The sequence below is a fragment of the Deltaproteobacteria bacterium genome, from assembly GCA_005879795.1.
In the GTDB taxonomy this organism is placed as follows: Bacteria; Desulfobacterota; Binatia; order DP-6; family DP-6; genus DP-6.
This window is the reverse complement of sequence record VBKJ01000129.1, coordinates 119782-134713: the sequence shown is the minus strand read 5'-3', so window position 1 is coordinate 134713 and position 14932 is coordinate 119782. Positions and strand designations below refer to the sequence as shown.

Below are 14932 nucleotides of genomic sequence, written 5' to 3'. Positions count from 1 at the left end.
GGATCCAGATCTGGAGAAAGTGCACGGGCTCGGTGCGCGACGGGTTGTACTCGCTGTGCGTGACGCCGGTGCCGGCGGTCATGCGCTGCACCTCGCCGGGGCGGATGACGGAGCCGTTGCCCATGCTGTCCTTGTGCTCGAGCACCCCCTCGGCGACGTAGGTGACGATCTCCATGTCGCGGTGGCCGTGGGTGGGAAAGCCCGCGCCCGGCTGCACCCGGTCCTCGTTGATGACGCGCAGGCTGCGGAAGCCCATGTGGCGCGGGTCGAGGTAGTCGGCGAAGGAGAAGGTGTGGCGGCTCGAGAGCCAGCCGAGCTCCGAGCGGCCGCGCTCCGCGCTCGGGCGGACGGTGATCATGGACCATCCATAGCGGCTGCGTCTCCCGACGCAACATCGCCTGGGCGTCACGCTTCGATCCGTCGTCCGCGCGTCTCGGGCAGCAGCCAGACCCAGCCGGCGGCCGCCAGCGCGAAGCCGGCGGCGAGGGCGATCCCGCCGCCGAGACCATAGTGGCGCGCCATGGCCGCAACGACCAGCGGTGCCACGAACTGCGCGCCGCGCGCCGCGTTGAACACCGAGCCGACCGCCGTCGTGCGCAGCCGGGTCGGGAACAGCTCGGCGAACATGGGGCCGAAGTTGGACCACGTCCCCGTGCCGAAGCCGACCAGCCCGAGGCAGAGGAGGAGGAGCGGCGGCCACTCGACGATCGCCGGCCAGAGGAGCGTGATCGAGACCAGCCCCGCGGCCATGAGGGTCGCGTAGAGGCTGAAGGCCGGCTTTCGCCCGAAGCGGTCCGAGACCCAGCCGAACGAAGCGTAGCCGAGCAGCTCCCCCGCCACGACGACCAGGATCTTCCAGCCCGAGGCGGCGATCGAGAGCCCGCGGTCCTCCGTCAGATACGTCGGCAGCCAGGTGTAGGTGAACCAGTACGAGGACATGTTGAGGACGGCGAGGCCGAAGGCGAAGGCCACGGTGCGGCGGAGGCTCGGCGCGAACAGCTCGCCGACGGGCGGCGCGGCGCCGCAGCGTGCGAGCCAGAGGTCCGACTCGGGGAGCGCGCGGCGGATCGCGGTCACGAGCAGCGCGGGGAGCCCGGAGACGATGAACGCGGCGCGCCAGCCGATCGCCGGCTCCACGAAGCTCCCGACCAGCGCCGCGAGCCCCACGCCCACCGGCGCGCCGGTCTGCAGGAGCGCGCCGAAGCGGCCGCGCAGCCGCGCCGGGACGCTCTCGCCGAGGAGCGCGTGGCCGATCGCCCACTCGCCGCCCACGCCGAGGCCGGTGACCACGCGCGCCGCGAGGAGCGTCGCGACCCCGGGGGCGAGCCCGCACAGCACCGTCCCGGCGCTGTAGGTGAGGATCGACCACTGGAGGACCGCGCGCCGCCCGTGGCGGTCGGCGAGGTAGCCGAAGAGCGCGCCGCCGAGCGCCGTCGCGCCGAGCGAGGCGCCGAGGAGCACGGCGTGCGCCTCGCGCCCTAGGCCGAGCTCGCGCGAGATCGGTGCGAGCAGGAACGTGTAGAGGATGAGGTCGTAGAAATCGAAGAGCCAGCCCGCCCAGGTGAGGGCCAGGATGCGGTAGTGGAGCGCGGTCGGGCGATCGTGCTCGCTGAGCAGCATCGGGGGCGGGAGGCTACCCGACGAGCGCCCGCCTCGACCAGAGCCGCGCGCCCGGTGTAGCATCCGCCGCCTCGGAATACGCGGGAGGTCGCACTCATGGCAGACATGCTCGCCGGCCGCGTCGCGGTCGTCACTGGCGCGGGCCGCGGCATCGGCCGGGGCGTCGCCCTCGGGCTCGCCGCCGAGGGCGCGCAGGTGGTCGTGAACGACTACGGCGTCGCCCTCGACGGCAGCGTGCCCTCGAGCGGCCCCGCTTTCGATGTGGTCGAGGAGATCCGCCGCGCCGGCGGCCGGGCCGTCCCCAACACCGACTCGGTCGCCACCTGGGAGGGCGCCGCGCGCATCATCGGCACGGCGCTCGAGACGTGGGGCCGTCTCGATGCGCTCGTCACCTGCGCCGGCATCCTGCGCGACCGGATGGTCTTCAACATGAGTGAGGAGGAGTGGGACGCGGTCATCGCCGTCCATCTGAAGGGCACCTTCAACTGCGTCCGCCACGCCTGCGCGCACATGCGCGAGCGGCGCTACGGGCGGATCGTCACCTTCAGCTCGGGCGCGGGGCTGTTCGGCAACCCGGGGCAGGCGAACTACGGCGCCGCCAAGTCGGCGATCGGCGGCCTCACCAAGGTGGCGGCGCGCGACCTCGGGAAGTACGGCGTCACCGTGAACGCCATCTGCCCCGTCGCTGGCACGCGCATGACGGTCAACGAGGAGGTGCGGCGGGCGCGCGAGCTGCGGCGGCAGCAGGGCATCCAGCGCGAGGACCGCGGTGTCGCCCAGATCGAGGAGCTCGACCCCGACGACGTGGCCCCCATGGTCGTCTACCTGGCGAGCGAGCACGCCGGCGGTGTCAACGGGCAGTTCTTCCTCTGTTTCGGGGGCCAGGTGGCGCTCGTCTCGCAGCCCCGGCCGGTGAAGACCCTCTACAAGTCGGACGGCAACTGGACGCTCGAGGAGCTGGAGCGCCTGGCGCCGACGACGGTCCTGGAAGGGCTCGTGAACCCCGCGCCGCCAAAGGAGGGCTGAGCGATGGCGAAGCGGCTCGAGGGCAGGGCAGGGGTGGTCACGGGCGCGGGGCGCGGCATCGGTCGCGCCGTCGCGGAGCTGCTCGCAGCCGAGGGGGCGGCGGTCGTCGTGAACGACCTCGGCGCCGAGGTCGACGGCACCGGCGCCTCGCGCCGCGTCGCCGACGAGGTGGTGGAGGCGATCCGCGCCCGCGGCGGCACGGCGGTCGCCAACGCCGACAGCGTCGCCGACTTCGCGGCCGCCGAGCGCATCGTCGAGACGGCGGTCAAGGAGTTCGGCGCGATCGACATCCTGGTGAACAACGCCGGCATCCTGCGCGACCGCATGATCTTCAACATGAGCGCGGAGGAGTGGGACGCGGTCATCGCCGTCCACCTGAAGGGCACGTTCAACTGCACCCGGCACGCCACCCGGCGCATGCGCGAACAGCGCCGCGGGCGGATCATCTCCATCTCGTCCACCTCCGGTGTCTACGGCAACTCGGGGCAGGCGAACTACGGCGCGGCCAAGGACGGCATCGCGGGGCTGACGCGCGTCGTCGCGCGCGACGTCGGCCGCTACGGCATCACGGCGAACGCCGTCTGCCCCGGGGCGATGACGCGCATGACCCAGACTGTCCCCCAGGCGGCGCGCGCGATACGCGCCGAGCGCGGCCTCTCGACGGGCGCGGGCGAGCGCCGCTTCCCCCTCCGCAACTTCGGCCCCGAGAACGTCGCGCCCTGGGTCGTCTACCTCGCCACCGACGCGGCCCGGACCATCAACGGGCAGCTCTTCCTCGTGATGGCGGGGATGGTGGCGCTCCTCAACTACCCGGCGCCCGTGCGCACCATCGTCAAGGACGGCCGCTGGACCCCCGAGGAGATCGCGACCATCTTCCCCCACACCCTAGGCCAAGACCTGCCGAACCCGGCCCCACCGAAGACCGCGTCAGACGCATCCTAAGTCTGCCGAGCACGGCTCTGCTGCGCTCGGCACGCCCCGAGCGCGCGGAGCGCCACACGCGCGAGCAGCGGACAGGCCCGAGAGGAGTGCAGAGGGGGAGGCCGAGCGCGAGAGCGCTCGAGCTGGCCGACGGGGTCTGGGGGCATCGGAGCAGCGCAGCGCGCGCAGCGCGCGAGCAGCGGACGGGCCCCCGGATGAGGAATGGTGGGAGGCCGAGCGCGAGAGCGCTCGAGCTGGCCGACGGGGTCTGGGGGCATCGGAGCAGCGCAGCGCGCGCAGCGCGCGAGCAGCGGACGGGCCCCCAGATTCGTTAGAGGAGGAGGCGGAGACGGGTGCGGCCGCCCCGCCTCCGCCGGCGGGATCGTTGCGCGGCGTTACGACGGAAGCGGCTCGGACTTCTTGTCGGGCACCATCAGCGAGGGTGACTCCTCCTCGCGGTTGGCTTCCATCAACGCGCGGAGAATCTTCTCCATCACGGTGACCTCGGTGTTCATCGCCATCAGACTGTCGAGGGTGCCGGCCCACTGCTCCTCGTTGCTCGAGTCGGCGTTCGAGAGGACCGCGAGATGCCGAGCGGTCTTCAGGATGGCGTCCGAAGCAAGCTTCAGATGGACGGCAAGCTCGGTGAAGGTTTCGCGGTCGATGATCATGATGTCCAGCCCTCTGGCGGGACGGGATAGCGAAACCGGTGCCATGGTTCGGCGCGAAGCACGGCGGGGGACGCCGGGCGCGCCATGCCGCGGGGCGGCGCAGACGCGCCTGCCCGGGCGCTGCGCTGTTCCTTTCATTTCCGCGAGCTTGCGCTCCGGCCGCGCGCGGCGCACGGAGCGTTGGGCGCGGTGCAGCGCCGCAGGTGACATGCCGTCCGCTCGGTCGCAGGACCCGGGCTGCGACCGTGCAAACCTGCTCCGGCGGGCTCAAGGTGACGCAGCCGCGCAAGGGCGTCATGGGTGGCGCATCCACCTAGGCTCAGCCGCCGCGCCAGACCACGATCCGCGTTGGCTCGATGCGCACGACGGGGTGCGCGGCGGGGTCGTCGAGCGCCATCCGCCCGTACTGGGGATAGCGCGCGCGCAAGAGGCGGAGCGCCGCGGGGTGGGCCGCCTCGTCCACCACACGTGCCGGGCCGCGCACGAGCACGTAGGCCAGGCGGGTCCAGTCCTCGTCGTAGTCGTCCACGACCAGCGCGGCGCGCGGGTTCGCGCGCAGGTTGCGCAGGCGCAGGAGCTCGCGTGCCGGCCGCCGCTTCGGCTTCTCGTCGGCGACGAAGTAGAGAGCGACGTCGTCGAGCGCATAGCAGACGGGGATCACGTGCGGCGCGCCGTCGGGCCCGGCGGTGGCGAGGTGGCCGACCCGGTGCGCCTCAAGGAACTGCCGCGCCTCGGCGGTCCAGCTCGCCATAACGCACCTCCTGGCCCGCGAACTCGGCCTGCGCCTCGGCGACGATCTCCCCGTACCGGCCTTCGTAGCGGGGCGAGAAGTGGAAAACCTGGAGGCGCCGCACGCGCGCGGCGCGCGCCAGGGCACCCGCCTGCCGGGCCGTCAGGTGGTAGCGGCGCGCGGCCTGCTCCAAGTCCTCCTCCAGGAACGGCGCCTCGCAGAAGAAGACGTCGGCGCCGGCGGCAAGCCGGACCACCGCGGCCGCGTTGGCAGGCGAGAAGAGGGCGTCGACCACGTAGGCGACTTTCTGGCCGGGCGTCACGGTGACGAGCTCGGCGCGCAGCGCGCCGAGCGGCCGCCGGTCGGCGGGCCTGACCGCGATCGGCGTGTCGTCGGGGAGGCCGGTGCGGATCGCCTGCTTGAGCGCGTTGAGCCACGGGCCCGGCTCGAGCCCGGCGGCGGCGAGCGCCTCGGGCCGTACGTTCAGGTGCGTCCGCTCGATCATCGCGTACGCCATCGAGACGATCTTGTGGTCGAGCGGCGCCGCCTCGACCCTGAACACCGGGTCGGCGACCACCACGCCCGTGAACGGGCGGGGCGGGCCGAGCGGCTCGCGTGCAAAGCGCCGGCGGGCCGGGAAACGCCAGCTCGTCATCTCGGCCGCGCCGATCTCCGTCACCTCCAGCGTGAAGGTGTACTCGTCGGTCAGGTTCCAGGTGTAGCCGGCGAGCTTGCCCGCCACGCACTCCGCGAGCCCCGTCGGGCCGTAGAGGCGGAGGGTCGCCTCGCGGGCCAGGAAGAGGCGGAGGAGCTGATCGAAGCCCATGAAGTGGTCCATGTGCGTGTGCGACACGAACACCGCCTCGATGGGGAGAAGCGTGGCCGCCGGCGTGCGGTCGATGCGCCCGAGGTCGGCGAGCAGCGCTCGCCCCTGCCAGCGCAGCGACACGAGGAGCGCCGGGTCACCCGTCTGGCCGTTCAGCAGGCGAGGGCGGAAGGTCGTCTTCATGGAGCGCGGGGATTCTATGGAGCCGTGCCGTCCTTGGCCAGCGTGGCCCGGGCCGGCTATAAGACGCGCCCATGCCGCGGGGCCCGCGCGCGCTCATCTTCGATTTCGACGGCGTGATCGCCGACGACGAGCCGCTGCACCTGGCCGCGTTCCAGGAGGCGCTCGCGGCCGCGGGCATCGCGCTCACCCGCGAGAGCTACTACGCGCGCTACCTCGGCTTCGACGACCGCGACGCGGTGGTCGAGGCGCTGCGCGAGGCGGGCCGGCCCGCGCCGCCGGAGCGCGTGCGCGCGCTCATGGCCGCCAAGGCGGACGCGTTCCTCCGCCTGGTGCGCGCCGGCGCGCCGCTCTTCCCGGGCGTACCGGCCTTCGTGCGCGACGCTGCGGCGCGCGTCCCGCTCGCCGTCGCCTCGGGCGCGCTCCGGCACGAGATCGAGCTGATCCTCGCGCAGGCGAGGCTGGCCGATCTCTTCGCCGCCATCGTCAGCGCCGAGGACGTGCGCGCGGGCAAGCCGTCGCCCGAGAGCTTCCTCTGCGCGCTCGAGCGGCTGCGCGGGCGGCTCCCGGACCTGGTGCCCGGCGAGTGTCTGGTGATCGAGGACTCGCAGCCCGGCGTCGAGAGCGCGCGGCGCGCCGGCATGCGCTGCCTCGCGGTCACCAACTCCCATCCGGCCGACGCGCTGCGCGGGGCCGACCTGATCGTCGGCTCGCTGGGGGAGGCGGGGTGGGATCGGCTCGCGTCGCTGTTCTAGGAGGCTAGCCCTGCAGCTCCTGCAGGATCAGGCTCGCCGCCTCGGTCATCATCTCGTGCATGATCTCGCGCATCGGCTTCTCGGCGGTCTCGAGCTTGGCGACGAGCGTCGAGAGGACGGCGAAGTAGCGCTCCTTGCTGTCGGCGCTCATGTTGCCGAGCCGCCCGTCCATCGCCTTCACGAGGCGGCGGTGGGTGGCCACGATCTGGCGGTCGAGGTCCTTCTCCAGCGCGCGCTCGTCCATGTGCGGAGTATAGAGAGGCGGTTTCTGCCGTTCAACGCAGTTGCGGCGCTCGGTCTGCTCCTGGTGGTCGGCGCCGCCGGCGCGGTCGAGGTGCCGGGGACGGGCGGGCGCGTGGTCGCGGGCGGCTACCTCGACGGGCTCGCCGTCGCCGAGACCGAGGGCGGGCCGCGCGAGCGCCCGGCGGCGCTCCTCGATCTCCACCTGGACGGCCGCGCCGCGCCCTGGCTGGGCGCTCGCCTGGATCTACGCGCGCGCGCCGGCGGGCCGTTCGAGGGCGGGCATCCGGGGGTCTACGACTTCGACCACGAGTTCCAGAACCGCTCGCCGTCTCTCGAGGCGAGCGAGGCCTGGGTCGACGTGCACCTCCGGCGCGCGGACCTGCGCCTCGGCATCCAGAAGCTCGCGTGGGGCAAGCTCGACGGTATCCCGCCGACCGACATCGTCAATCCGCGGGATTTCCACGACCCGCTGGTCGAGGACTTCGAGGAGCGCAAGATCGGCATTCCCGCGCTCGCCGGGACCTACTACCTCCCCGACCTGCCGCGCCTCGCCCTCTCGGAGCTGCGCGCGACGCTCGTCTACGTACCGCTCGCCGTGCCGCCGCGGCTCGCGCTGCGCGAGGAGCGCTGGTTCCCGGCCAGCACCGTGCCGCCGCCTGCGGTGGTGGTGCCGCGGGCTCTCGCCTCGCGCGCCCTCGGCGTCCCGCTGCCCGGCGACCTCATCATCCCGATCAAGTTCGGGACACTCGATCACCGCCCGCCCCGCCGGCTCGACGCGGGCGGCATCGCGCTGCGCCTGGGCGGCACCTGGCGCGAGAGCGACTGGGACCTCTACCACTACACCGGTCCCGAGACCGGCCCCGATGCCGACCTGCGTTCCGAGATCCGGCTCGTGTCGATGGCGCCCTTCCGCCTGCGCGCCGTGAGCTTCCTCCGCCAGGCGCACGACGTGATCCACATGACGGGCGCGGACGTGTCGAGGGCGTTCGGCGGCTTCACGGTCCGCGCCGAAGCGGCGTACCTCGACGACCGCCCCTACCTCCGCCTGGCGAGCGACCTCGTCCGCCAGGCGACGGCGCCCGCGGCGGTGAAGCGTGTCGCCCAGCAGCTGCGGCGCCGCGGGCGCGCCGCCGTGCCGATCGGCGACCTCTTCCCGACCCTCGACGCCGTCGAGTGGGGGATCGGCGCGGACTACCTGATCGGCGGTTTCACGCCGCTCGTGCAGCTGAACCAGATCGCCCTCCTCGACCGCGCGCCGCGTCTCCTGATCCACGACCCCGAGACGCGCCCTTCCGCCACGCTCCGCAAGAAGCTCCTCGCCGAGCGGCTCGAGCTCGAGGTGAAGGGCACGTACGCCATCGAGCGTCAGGCGTGGTTCGTCTTCCCGCGCGCCTCCTACCTCGTGACCGACGACCTCCGCGTGCGCCTCGGCTACCTCGCGATCGGCGGCCCGCGCGCCTCCCTCCTGGGACAGTTCCGCAAGAACGACGAGGTGGTGCTCCAGGCGCGCTACAGCTTCTGAGGTGCCAGTGACCCAGCGCGTGGCCGACGTCGTCCCGATCTACCTCCTGCTCCCGCCGCACGAGATCGCGTACGTCAAGTTCGTCTTCGAGTCGTACGACGGGGTGGCGGTGGTGCGGACGCTCGAGCGCCACGCGGCGCGGCTGGTGGTGCTGGCCGCGCCGGACTTCGAGGCCGCCGCGCGCGCCGTCGTCCGGTCCCTGGTCGAGGAAGGGGCCTGCGCGGAGACCGGGCCGCCGCCGGGATTCGACGGCGACTGGCTGGGGCCGGAAGAGGGCGATCGGCCGCGCGCTGACGGCGGGGTGGAGCCGCTCAGAAAGGGAGCTCGTCCACCTTGTCGGCAGCGGTATTGACGGCGTCGTCCGCCTCCCTGAGCGCGTCGTTCGCTGGATTACCGACGACCGGCGCGATGCTGACCACGGCGCCGCCCAGGCACAGCGTCGCGCCGCCGAGGCGCATCGGCATCGTCAGGAGCTTGGTCACGACGCAGCCGCTCGCGCAGCATGCCAAGGAGACGAGCGCGAGAAGACGAGCAAACATCATCGGGGATCCTCCTGTCGTGCGGCTTCACGACGACGCTAACCGGCCGGCCCGCTACCCTCCATCCCGTGCGCAGGGCCGGCGGCGTCCCCCGATCGCGTCCTAGGAGTCCGTCCGGACTCCTAGCCCTCGCTCCGCGCCGCCACCACCGCCGGCGCGGGACGCGCCACGAGCCACGCGATCCCGATGCTGAGCCAGTAGAGCACCAGGAGCGGCGTGGCCATGAGGAGCTGGGAGGCGACATCGGGGCCCGGCGTCAGCGCGGCGGCCACGATGAAGATGACGACGGTCGCGTAGCGCCACGTCCCGAGGAGCGTCCGGTGGGTGACCAGCCCCACGCGCGCCAGGAAGAAGGTCACCACCGGCAGCTCGAAGGTGATGCCGAAGGCGAGCAGCATGCGGCTCGCGAAGGTCAGGTACTCGCTGATGCGGATCTCGGGCGACACGCCTATCGACGCGTATTCGGCGAGGAAGAAGCGGAAGCCGACCGGGAAGACGAGCCCGTAACAGAACGAGGCGCCGAGCACGAAGAAGAACGACGCCGCCCCCGCGAAGGGGAGGGCGAGGCGCCTCTCGCTGTCGTAGAGCCCGGGCGCCACGAAGCGCCAGGCCTGGAAGAAGACGATCGGGCTCGCCAGGAAGACGGCGGCGATGAACGAGACCTTGAGCTTGGTGAAGAAGGCCTCGGTCACGCCGGTGCCGATGACGAGCGCCTGGTCGGGGTGGACCGCGGCGAGCGGGCGGAGCAGGAACCCGAAGAGCGCCTCGGCGAACCAGTAGCAGACGCCGAAGGCGAGCCCGAGCGCCACCAGGACGCGGATGATGCGCCAGCGCAGCTCCTCGAGGTGCGCGGTGAGGGGCATGCGCACATCGTGCTCTGGCCCCACGCGGCCGGGCACGGGCGGGTCAGGCGCTGCCCGATTCCGGCTTGGCAGGAGCGGCCGGGGCCGTGGTCGGCGTCGCGCCGGGGGCCGGCGCGGGCCCGGGCGGCCGGCGCGGCGGCTCGTCCTCGAGCATCGCCTGGACCTGGAACTCGTCCACGATGTCGGCGGTCTGACGGCGGAACTCGGCCAGCGTCTTGCCCAGCGTGCGCGCCACCTCCGGCAGTCGCTTCGGACCGAGCACCACGAGCGCGACCACCAGGATCACGAGCAGCTCGGGCATCCCGATCCCGAACATCGCGCGCGAGCGTAAGGAAAAGGATGCGTGGTGTCAATTCACCGCGCGCGACCCCTCTGCTATCGTCGGCAGCGATGGCAGGCGGTACGGCGGTCGTCGTCGACCGGCGCATGCTGGCGCACGATCCGGGGCGCGGCCACCCCGAGCGGCCCGACCGCCTGCGCGTGCTGCTCGACCATCTCGGCGACGCGCGCGACCTGGTCCATCTGGGCGCGCGAGCCGCCGCCGAGGAGGAGCTCGCGCTCGTCCATCCCGCGGCCCACATCGAGCGCGTGGCGGCGAGCGCCGGGCGCGCGCGCGTCGTCTTCGATCCGGACACCGCGACTTCGGCCGACTCCTGGGAGGCCGCGCGGCTCGCGGCGGGAAGCCTCCTCGTCGTGTGCGAGGCGGTGCTGGCGGGGCAGGTGCAGAACGGCTTCGCGCTCGTGCGCCCGCCGGGGCACCACGCCGAGCGCGAGCGCGCCATGGGCTTCTGCCTCTTCAACAACGTGGCGCTCGCGGCCGCGTGGCTCAGGACCCGGGGCGTCGGGCGCGTGGCGATCGTCGACTGGGACCTGCATCACGGCAACGGCACGCAACACCTCTTCGAGAGCGATCCCGACGTGCTCTACGTCTCGACCCACCAGTATCCGTACTACCCGGGGACCGGAGCGGCCGACGAGGTGGGGCGCGGCCCGGGCGCGGGGCGGACGCTCAACCTGCCGTTCCCCGCCGGCTTCGGGGACGCGGAGTACGTGCGGGCGTTCACGGAAGTCGTGGCTCCCGTGCTGCGCCAGTTCGCGCCCGGGTTCGTGCTCGTCTCCGCCGGCTTCGACTGCGACCATCGCGATCCGCTGGGCGGGATGGAGGTGACGCCCGCGGGCTTCGCAGCGATGGCGCGCGCCTGCGTCGAGCTCGCCGGGGAGTGCGCCCGCGGCCGCCTCGCCGCCGTGCTCGAGGGCGGCTACGATCTCGCGGCGATCGTCGAGGGCGTGGACGCGACACTGGCGGCGATGCGCGGCGCGGAGCGCCCGCCGCCCCCGATGACGGGCGACGCCCGGCGGGCCGAGCGCGTGCTAGCGCCGGTGCGCGCCGCGCAGGCACCGTACTGGCGGCTGTAGATCAGTCCGCGCCCTCCGGCACGCCATCCTGCTCCTGCTCCAGCTCCGGGTTCGCCGGCTCCGCCTCGGGTGCCGCCGCGTACTCCGTCGGCTCGGAGCCCTTCACGAACACCTCGAGCTCCGACTCCCGTCCCGCCACGGCGCGGAGCCCCGTGGCGCGGTCGATCTGCGCGAAGGTCACGCCCTCGGGCACGGGGAAGTCGATCACCGGCCGGCCGGCCACCGCCTGCTTCATGAACGCGGTCCAGATGGGCGCCGCGGCGTGGCCGCCCGTCTCCGGCTTGCCGAGCGAGCGTTCCGCGTCGAAGCCCACCCACACGCCGGCGAGCAGGTCCGGCGTGAAGCCGATGAACCAGGCGTCGTGCGTGTCGTTGGTGGTGCCCGTCTTGCCCGCCACGGGCCGCCCGAGCTCGGCCGCCCGGCGCCCGGTGCCGTGCTGCACGACCGTCTCGAGCATGCTCGTCATGACGTACGCGGTCGCCGGGCTCATGACGCGCTCGAAGCGGGGACGCGTGCCGGAGAAGTCGAGCGGGTTGCCTTCGAGGTCGGTCACGCGCGTAATGAAGATGGGCTCGAAGCGCTTGCCGAGGGTCGCGAACACGCCGTAGGCGCGCACGAGGTCGAGCGGCGTCGTCTCCATGCTGCCGAGGGCGATCGAGAGGTTGGGCGGCGGCACGCCCGAGAGCCCGAAGCGGGACAGCGAGCGGAGCACCTCCTTGAGCCCCATCTGGTCGACGAGCCGCACGGTGACCGTGTTGAGCGAGCGGGCGAGCGCGTAGCGGAGCGGCGTCGGCCCGTAGTACTTCTCCTCGAAGTTGCGCGGCATCCAGGGCGGCCGGTTGCCGTCCGGGAGCGTGATCGGCGCGTCGAGCACGATCGACGCCGGGGTGTAGCCGTGGTCGATCGCGCACGCGTAGATGAGCGGTTTGAAGGCCGAGCCGGGCTGCCGCCTCGCCTGCACGGCCCGGTTGAACTGGCTGCGGCGGAAGTCGTAGCCGCCGACCATCGCCTTCACCTGGCCGGTGTAGGGGTCGATCGCGACCAGCGCGCCCTCCACCTGCGGCTCCTGGTCGAGCGCGAAGCGCGCCTCGCCGCCGACCGCCTCCTCGGTGACGGTGACCGCGATCACGTCGCCCGGCTTGAAGGCGCTCGGCGCGAGCCGCCGCGTGCCCCAGGTGAGCGCGGAGGCCGGCAGCCATCCCTTCTCCCACGCCGTGCGGATGCCGAGCGCCTGCGGGCGCAGCTCGGTGACCACGCCGCGCGCGCGGCCCGCATCGAGCGGCTTGGTGGCGGCTTCGCGGGCGAGGAGGGCGTCGATCTTCTTGGGATCGAGGTGGCGGAGCGGCCCGCGGAAGCCCTGCCGGGCGTCGAGCTCGCGGAGGCCGGCGCGCACCGCGTCCTCGGCCGCCTTCTGTATGCCGACGTCGACCGCCGTGTAGACCTGGAGGCCGAGCTGGTAGGGCGCCGTGCCGCCGTAGCGCTCCTCGAGCAGCCGCCGGACGTGCTCGACGTACCAGGGCGCGGCGAGGTAGGTCGCCGGCCGGCGCGGCGCGAACACGAGCTGCTCGGTGAGCGCCGCCGCCTGCTGCTGGGGGGTGATGAATCCGTTCTCGCGCATGCGCTGGAGGACGTAGTGCTGCCGCGCGACCGCGTGCTGGGGGTGGCGCTGCGGATCGTAGCGGCTCGGCGCCTGCGGCAGGCCGGCCAGGACCGCCGCCTGCGCGATCGTCAGGTCCTCGAGGCTCGTGTCGAAGAACTCGCGCGCCGCGGCGGCCACGCCGTAGGCGCCCGCCCCGAAGTAGATCTGGTTCAGATAGAGGTAGAGGATGTCGTCCTTGGAGAGCTTCGCCTCGAGACGGAACGCCAGGACGAGCTCCTTCAGCTTGCGCTCGTAGCTCCGCTCCGGACTGAGCAGGAGAGCCTTCACCACCTGCTGCGTGATCGTGCTGCCGCCCTGGACTACGTGGCCGTGAAAGAGGTTCGCCACCAGGGCGCGCGCGATGCCCTCGGGGTCGACGCCGCGGTGGCGGTAGAAGTCGGCGTCCTCGGCGGCCAGGAACGCCAGCCGCACGTGCTGCGGGATGCGGTCGAGTGGGACCAGATAGCGGCGCTCGACGTAGAACTCGCCGATCAGGGTGCCGTCGTCGGCGTAGATGCGGGTGGTGACCGGCGGCTTGTAGTGCAGGATCTGGTCGACCGGCGGCAGGTCGGCCGTGATCTCCCGATAGAGGACGAAGCCCAGGAGGCCCGCCGCCAGCCCGCCCACCGCGGCGGTCCACAGGGCGATGCGCCCGAGCAACCCGAAACGTCGCCGTCGCCTCGCCATCCTTCGCGGCCGGCAAGTTAGCGGCTGCGCCGGGGGGCGGTCAAAGGCGCTCGGGCGCACCGCGCGGTTGACTCGCCGACGCCTTTCTCCGTACAGCTCGGGCGATGGGTCCGGAGGAGAGCGGCGGGCTCCGCTGCAGCCAGTGCGGTGCCACGGTCCGGGGCACCCGCCACACGCGTACCGGCTACACCGTCGGGCACTACGTCCTGCACACGGGGCGCACGGGCGAGGCGACCCGCCGTCGCCGCGACGACGAGGCGCCGCTCACGTACCGCCGGCTCCTCGACACCCTCGAGGTGGTGAGCTGTCCCGCCTGCTTCACCCGCCCCGACGTGCAGCGCCTGTGGCTCGCCTTCGGCGACCGCGGAGAGCTCGGCGGCATGAGCGCAGGGGGCGGACCCTGATGGCCGGGCCCCTCCCGTCGATCAAGGAGTCGCACCTCGCGGGCCGCTGGTACCCGGCGGATCGGCATGCCCTCGACCGAATTGTCCGCGAGCTGCTCGACGCCGGGGGCGCCCCGCAGCCCGGCGTGGTCGCCGTCGTCGTCCCGCACGCGGCCTATCAATACTCCGGGCCGACCGCGGCCCGCGGCTTCGCCGCGGCCGGCGCCGGCGTCCGCCGTGCCGTCGTGCTCGGTCCGAGCCACTTCGCGGATTTCCGCGGCGCGGCCCTCCTGCCGATGAGCGGCTACCGCACGCCGCTCGGGGTCGTGCCGATCGACGCCGAGGCGGCGGCGGCCCTCGCGCGCGCGCCGCTCGTGCGTCCGAACCCGGCGGTCTTCATGCGCGAACACGCGCTGGAGATCCAGCTCCCGCTGCTCCAGGGCCTGGCGCCCGAGTGCGCGCTCGTGCCGCTCCTCGTGGGCGCACTGGAGCCCGGCGACGCGGTGGCCCTCGCCCCCGCGCTCCGTTCCCTGCTCGGGCCCGGGACGCTCCTGGTCGCGAGCTCGGACCTCGTCCACTACGGTCGCCGCTTCGACTACCTGCCCGTGCCGCCGACGGACGCGCGAACCGTCGCGGCGGCGGTGCGTCGCCTGGACGAGGGCGCGCTCGAGCGCATCGTCGCGTGCGACGCCGACGGTTTCGTCGCCTGGGTCGAGGAGACCGGGGCCACCATCTGCGGGCGGCACCCGATCGAGGTGCTGCTGCGCGCTCTGCCGGCCGGCGCGCGCGGCGAGCGGCTCGCGTACACGACCTCGCTCGAGGTGACCGGCGACTACGAGCAAAGCGTCAGCTACGCGGCGGTGGCCTTCGCGCTGGCCGCGTGACGTCTCCCTTCCCCGTGTCCCGTGGGA

Annotated in this window: 17 protein-coding genes; 7 read left to right on the top strand and 10 right to left on the bottom strand. The window is 73.1% G+C overall.

What is annotated here, in order from left to right:
• Together E6J59_08070 and E6J59_08065 are read right to left on the bottom strand one after the other, a co-directional pair.
• Nucleotides 1–358, bottom strand: a 358-nt coding sequence (locus tag E6J59_08070) for a pirin family protein (GenBank protein TMB20783.1), incomplete at its 3' end; no start/stop codon positions are given.
• 47 nt (nucleotides 359–405) lie between these two features.
• The gene (locus tag E6J59_08065) at nucleotides 406–1683 is read right to left on the bottom strand and encodes an MFS transporter (protein TMB20782.1); all 1278 of its coding nucleotides are present in this window, start codon (nucleotides 1681–1683) and stop codon (nucleotides 406–408) included.
• 33 nt (nucleotides 1684–1716) lie between these two features.
• Here E6J59_08065 and E6J59_08060 point away from each other — a divergent pair, with 33 nt between their 5' ends.
• Both E6J59_08060 and E6J59_08055 read left to right on the top strand, forming a co-directional pair.
• Nucleotides 1717–2646: an SDR family oxidoreductase gene (locus E6J59_08060; GenBank protein ID TMB20781.1), complete on the top strand. Its 930-nt coding sequence runs from the start codon at nucleotides 1717–1719 to the stop codon at nucleotides 2644–2646.
• Between the two features lie 3 nt (nucleotides 2647–2649).
• Nucleotides 2650–3588 carry an SDR family oxidoreductase gene (locus E6J59_08055; protein TMB20780.1) on the top strand — a complete coding sequence of 313 codons (939 nt, stop codon included), beginning with the start codon at nucleotides 2650–2652 and terminating at the stop codon, nucleotides 3586–3588.
• Nucleotides 3589–3962: 374 nt separating this feature from the next.
• Here the strand turns inward: E6J59_08055 and E6J59_08050 are convergent, their stop codons facing one another.
• The 3 genes from E6J59_08050 to E6J59_08040 all read right to left on the bottom strand — a co-directional run bounded on the left by E6J59_08050 (nucleotide 3963) and on the right by E6J59_08040 (nucleotide 5977).
• Nucleotides 3963–4448 carry a hypothetical protein gene (locus tag E6J59_08050; protein ID TMB20779.1) on the bottom strand — a complete coding sequence of 162 codons (486 nt, stop codon included), beginning with the start codon at nucleotides 4446–4448 and terminating at the stop codon, nucleotides 3963–3965.
• Between the two features lie 109 nt (nucleotides 4449–4557).
• Complete coding sequence (locus E6J59_08045) at nucleotides 4558–4989, bottom strand: TIGR03668 family PPOX class F420-dependent oxidoreductase (protein TMB20778.1); 432 nt, start codon at nucleotides 4987–4989, stop codon at nucleotides 4558–4560.
• Nucleotides 4952–5977 (bottom strand): ribonuclease Z, encoded by a 1026-nt coding sequence (locus tag E6J59_08040; GenBank protein ID TMB20777.1) that lies wholly within the window; start codon nucleotides 5975–5977, stop codon nucleotides 4952–4954. The genes E6J59_08045 and E6J59_08040 overlap by 38 nt, the downstream gene beginning before the upstream one ends.
• 71 nt (nucleotides 5978–6048) lie before the next feature.
• Here E6J59_08040 and E6J59_08035 point away from each other — a divergent pair, with 71 nt between their 5' ends.
• Complete coding sequence (locus E6J59_08035) at nucleotides 6049–6729, top strand: HAD family phosphatase (protein ID TMB20776.1); 681 nt, start codon at nucleotides 6049–6051, stop codon at nucleotides 6727–6729.
• Between the two features lie 4 nt (nucleotides 6730–6733).
• On the opposite strand, the gene E6J59_08030 is transcribed toward E6J59_08035, so the two are convergent.
• Nucleotides 6734–6973 (bottom strand): hypothetical protein, encoded by a 240-nt coding sequence (locus E6J59_08030; GenBank protein ID TMB20775.1) that lies wholly within the window; start codon nucleotides 6971–6973, stop codon nucleotides 6734–6736.
• A 63-nt stretch (nucleotides 6974–7036) separates the two neighbouring features.
• On the opposite strand from E6J59_08030, the gene E6J59_08025 reads away from it, so the two are divergent.
• Complete coding sequence (locus tag E6J59_08025; protein TMB20774.1) at nucleotides 7037–8494, top strand: hypothetical protein; 1458 nt, start codon at nucleotides 7037–7039, stop codon at nucleotides 8492–8494.
• 1 nt (nucleotide 8495) lies between these two features.
• Entirely contained in the window at nucleotides 8496–8846 is a 351-nt protein-coding gene (locus E6J59_08020; protein TMB20773.1) for a DUF4911 domain-containing protein, read from the top strand.
• On the opposite strand, the gene E6J59_08015 is transcribed toward E6J59_08020, so the two are convergent.
• From E6J59_08015 to tatB, 3 genes are all read right to left on the bottom strand, one after another.
• Nucleotides 8806–9033: a hypothetical protein gene (locus E6J59_08015; GenBank protein TMB20772.1), complete on the bottom strand. Its 228-nt coding sequence runs from the start codon at nucleotides 9031–9033 to the stop codon at nucleotides 8806–8808. The genes E6J59_08020 and E6J59_08015 overlap by 41 nt on opposite strands.
• 122 nt (nucleotides 9034–9155) lie before the next feature.
• Nucleotides 9156–9896, bottom strand: coding sequence for a twin-arginine translocase subunit TatC (gene tatC / locus E6J59_08010; protein TMB20771.1), 741 nt, complete (start codon nucleotides 9894–9896; stop codon nucleotides 9156–9158).
• A gap of 43 nt (nucleotides 9897–9939) precedes the next feature.
• Nucleotides 9940–10212 carry a twin-arginine translocase subunit TatB gene (gene tatB / locus E6J59_08005; protein ID TMB20770.1) on the bottom strand — a complete coding sequence of 91 codons (273 nt, stop codon included), beginning with the start codon at nucleotides 10210–10212 and terminating at the stop codon, nucleotides 9940–9942.
• 23 nt (nucleotides 10213–10235) lie between these two features.
• On the opposite strand from tatB, the gene E6J59_08000 reads away from it, so the two are divergent.
• Entirely contained in the window at nucleotides 10236–11312 is a 1077-nt protein-coding gene (locus E6J59_08000) for a histone deacetylase (GenBank protein TMB20769.1), read from the top strand.
• Nucleotide 11313: 1 nt separating this feature from the next.
• On the opposite strand, the gene E6J59_07995 is transcribed toward E6J59_08000, so the two are convergent.
• Nucleotides 11314–13638 (bottom strand): PBP1A family penicillin-binding protein, encoded by a 2325-nt coding sequence (locus E6J59_07995; protein TMB20768.1) that lies wholly within the window; start codon nucleotides 13636–13638, stop codon nucleotides 11314–11316.
• Here E6J59_07995 and amrB point away from each other — a divergent pair.
• Nucleotides 13598–14905: an AmmeMemoRadiSam system protein B gene (amrB, locus tag E6J59_07990; GenBank protein TMB20767.1), complete on the top strand. Its 1308-nt coding sequence runs from the start codon at nucleotides 13598–13600 to the stop codon at nucleotides 14903–14905. The two genes, E6J59_07995 and amrB, sit on opposite strands and share 41 nt — an antisense overlap.
• The last annotated feature ends 27 nt before the right edge of the window (nucleotides 14906–14932 follow it).

Coding starts and splice junctions, on each gene's coding strand:
- E6J59_08065 (TMB20782.1), bottom strand. CDS start 1,683: ATGCTACACCGGGCGCGCGGCTCTGGTCGAGGCGGGCGCTCGTCGGGT.
- E6J59_08060 (TMB20781.1), top strand. CDS start 1,717: ATGGCAGACATGCTCGCCGGCCGCGTCGCGGTCGTCACTGGCGCGGGC.
- E6J59_08055 (TMB20780.1), top strand. CDS start 2,650: ATGGCGAAGCGGCTCGAGGGCAGGGCAGGGGTGGTCACGGGCGCGGGG.
- E6J59_08050 (TMB20779.1), bottom strand. CDS start 4,448: ATGTCACCTGCGGCGCTGCACCGCGCCCAACGCTCCGTGCGCCGCGCG.
- E6J59_08045 (TMB20778.1), bottom strand. CDS start 4,989: ATGGCGAGCTGGACCGCCGAGGCGCGGCAGTTCCTTGAGGCGCACCGG.
- E6J59_08040 (TMB20777.1), bottom strand. CDS start 5,977: ATGAAGACGACCTTCCGCCCTCGCCTGCTGAACGGCCAGACGGGTGAC.
- E6J59_08035 (TMB20776.1), top strand. CDS start 6,049: ATGCCGCGGGGCCCGCGCGCGCTCATCTTCGATTTCGACGGCGTGATC.
- E6J59_08030 (TMB20775.1), bottom strand. CDS start 6,973: ATGGACGAGCGCGCGCTGGAGAAGGACCTCGACCGCCAGATCGTGGCC.
- E6J59_08015 (TMB20772.1), bottom strand. CDS start 9,033: ATGTTTGCTCGTCTTCTCGCGCTCGTCTCCTTGGCATGCTGCGCGAGC.
- tatC (TMB20771.1), bottom strand. CDS start 9,896: ATGCCCCTCACCGCGCACCTCGAGGAGCTGCGCTGGCGCATCATCCGC.
- tatB (TMB20770.1), bottom strand. CDS start 10,212: ATGTTCGGGATCGGGATGCCCGAGCTGCTCGTGATCCTGGTGGTCGCG.
- E6J59_08000 (TMB20769.1), top strand. CDS start 10,236: ATGCGTGGTGTCAATTCACCGCGCGCGACCCCTCTGCTATCGTCGGCA.
- amrB (TMB20767.1), top strand. CDS start 13,598: ATGCGCCCGAGCAACCCGAAACGTCGCCGTCGCCTCGCCATCCTTCGC.
- E6J59_07995 (TMB20768.1), bottom strand. CDS start 13,638: ATGGCGAGGCGACGGCGACGTTTCGGGTTGCTCGGGCGCATCGCCCTG.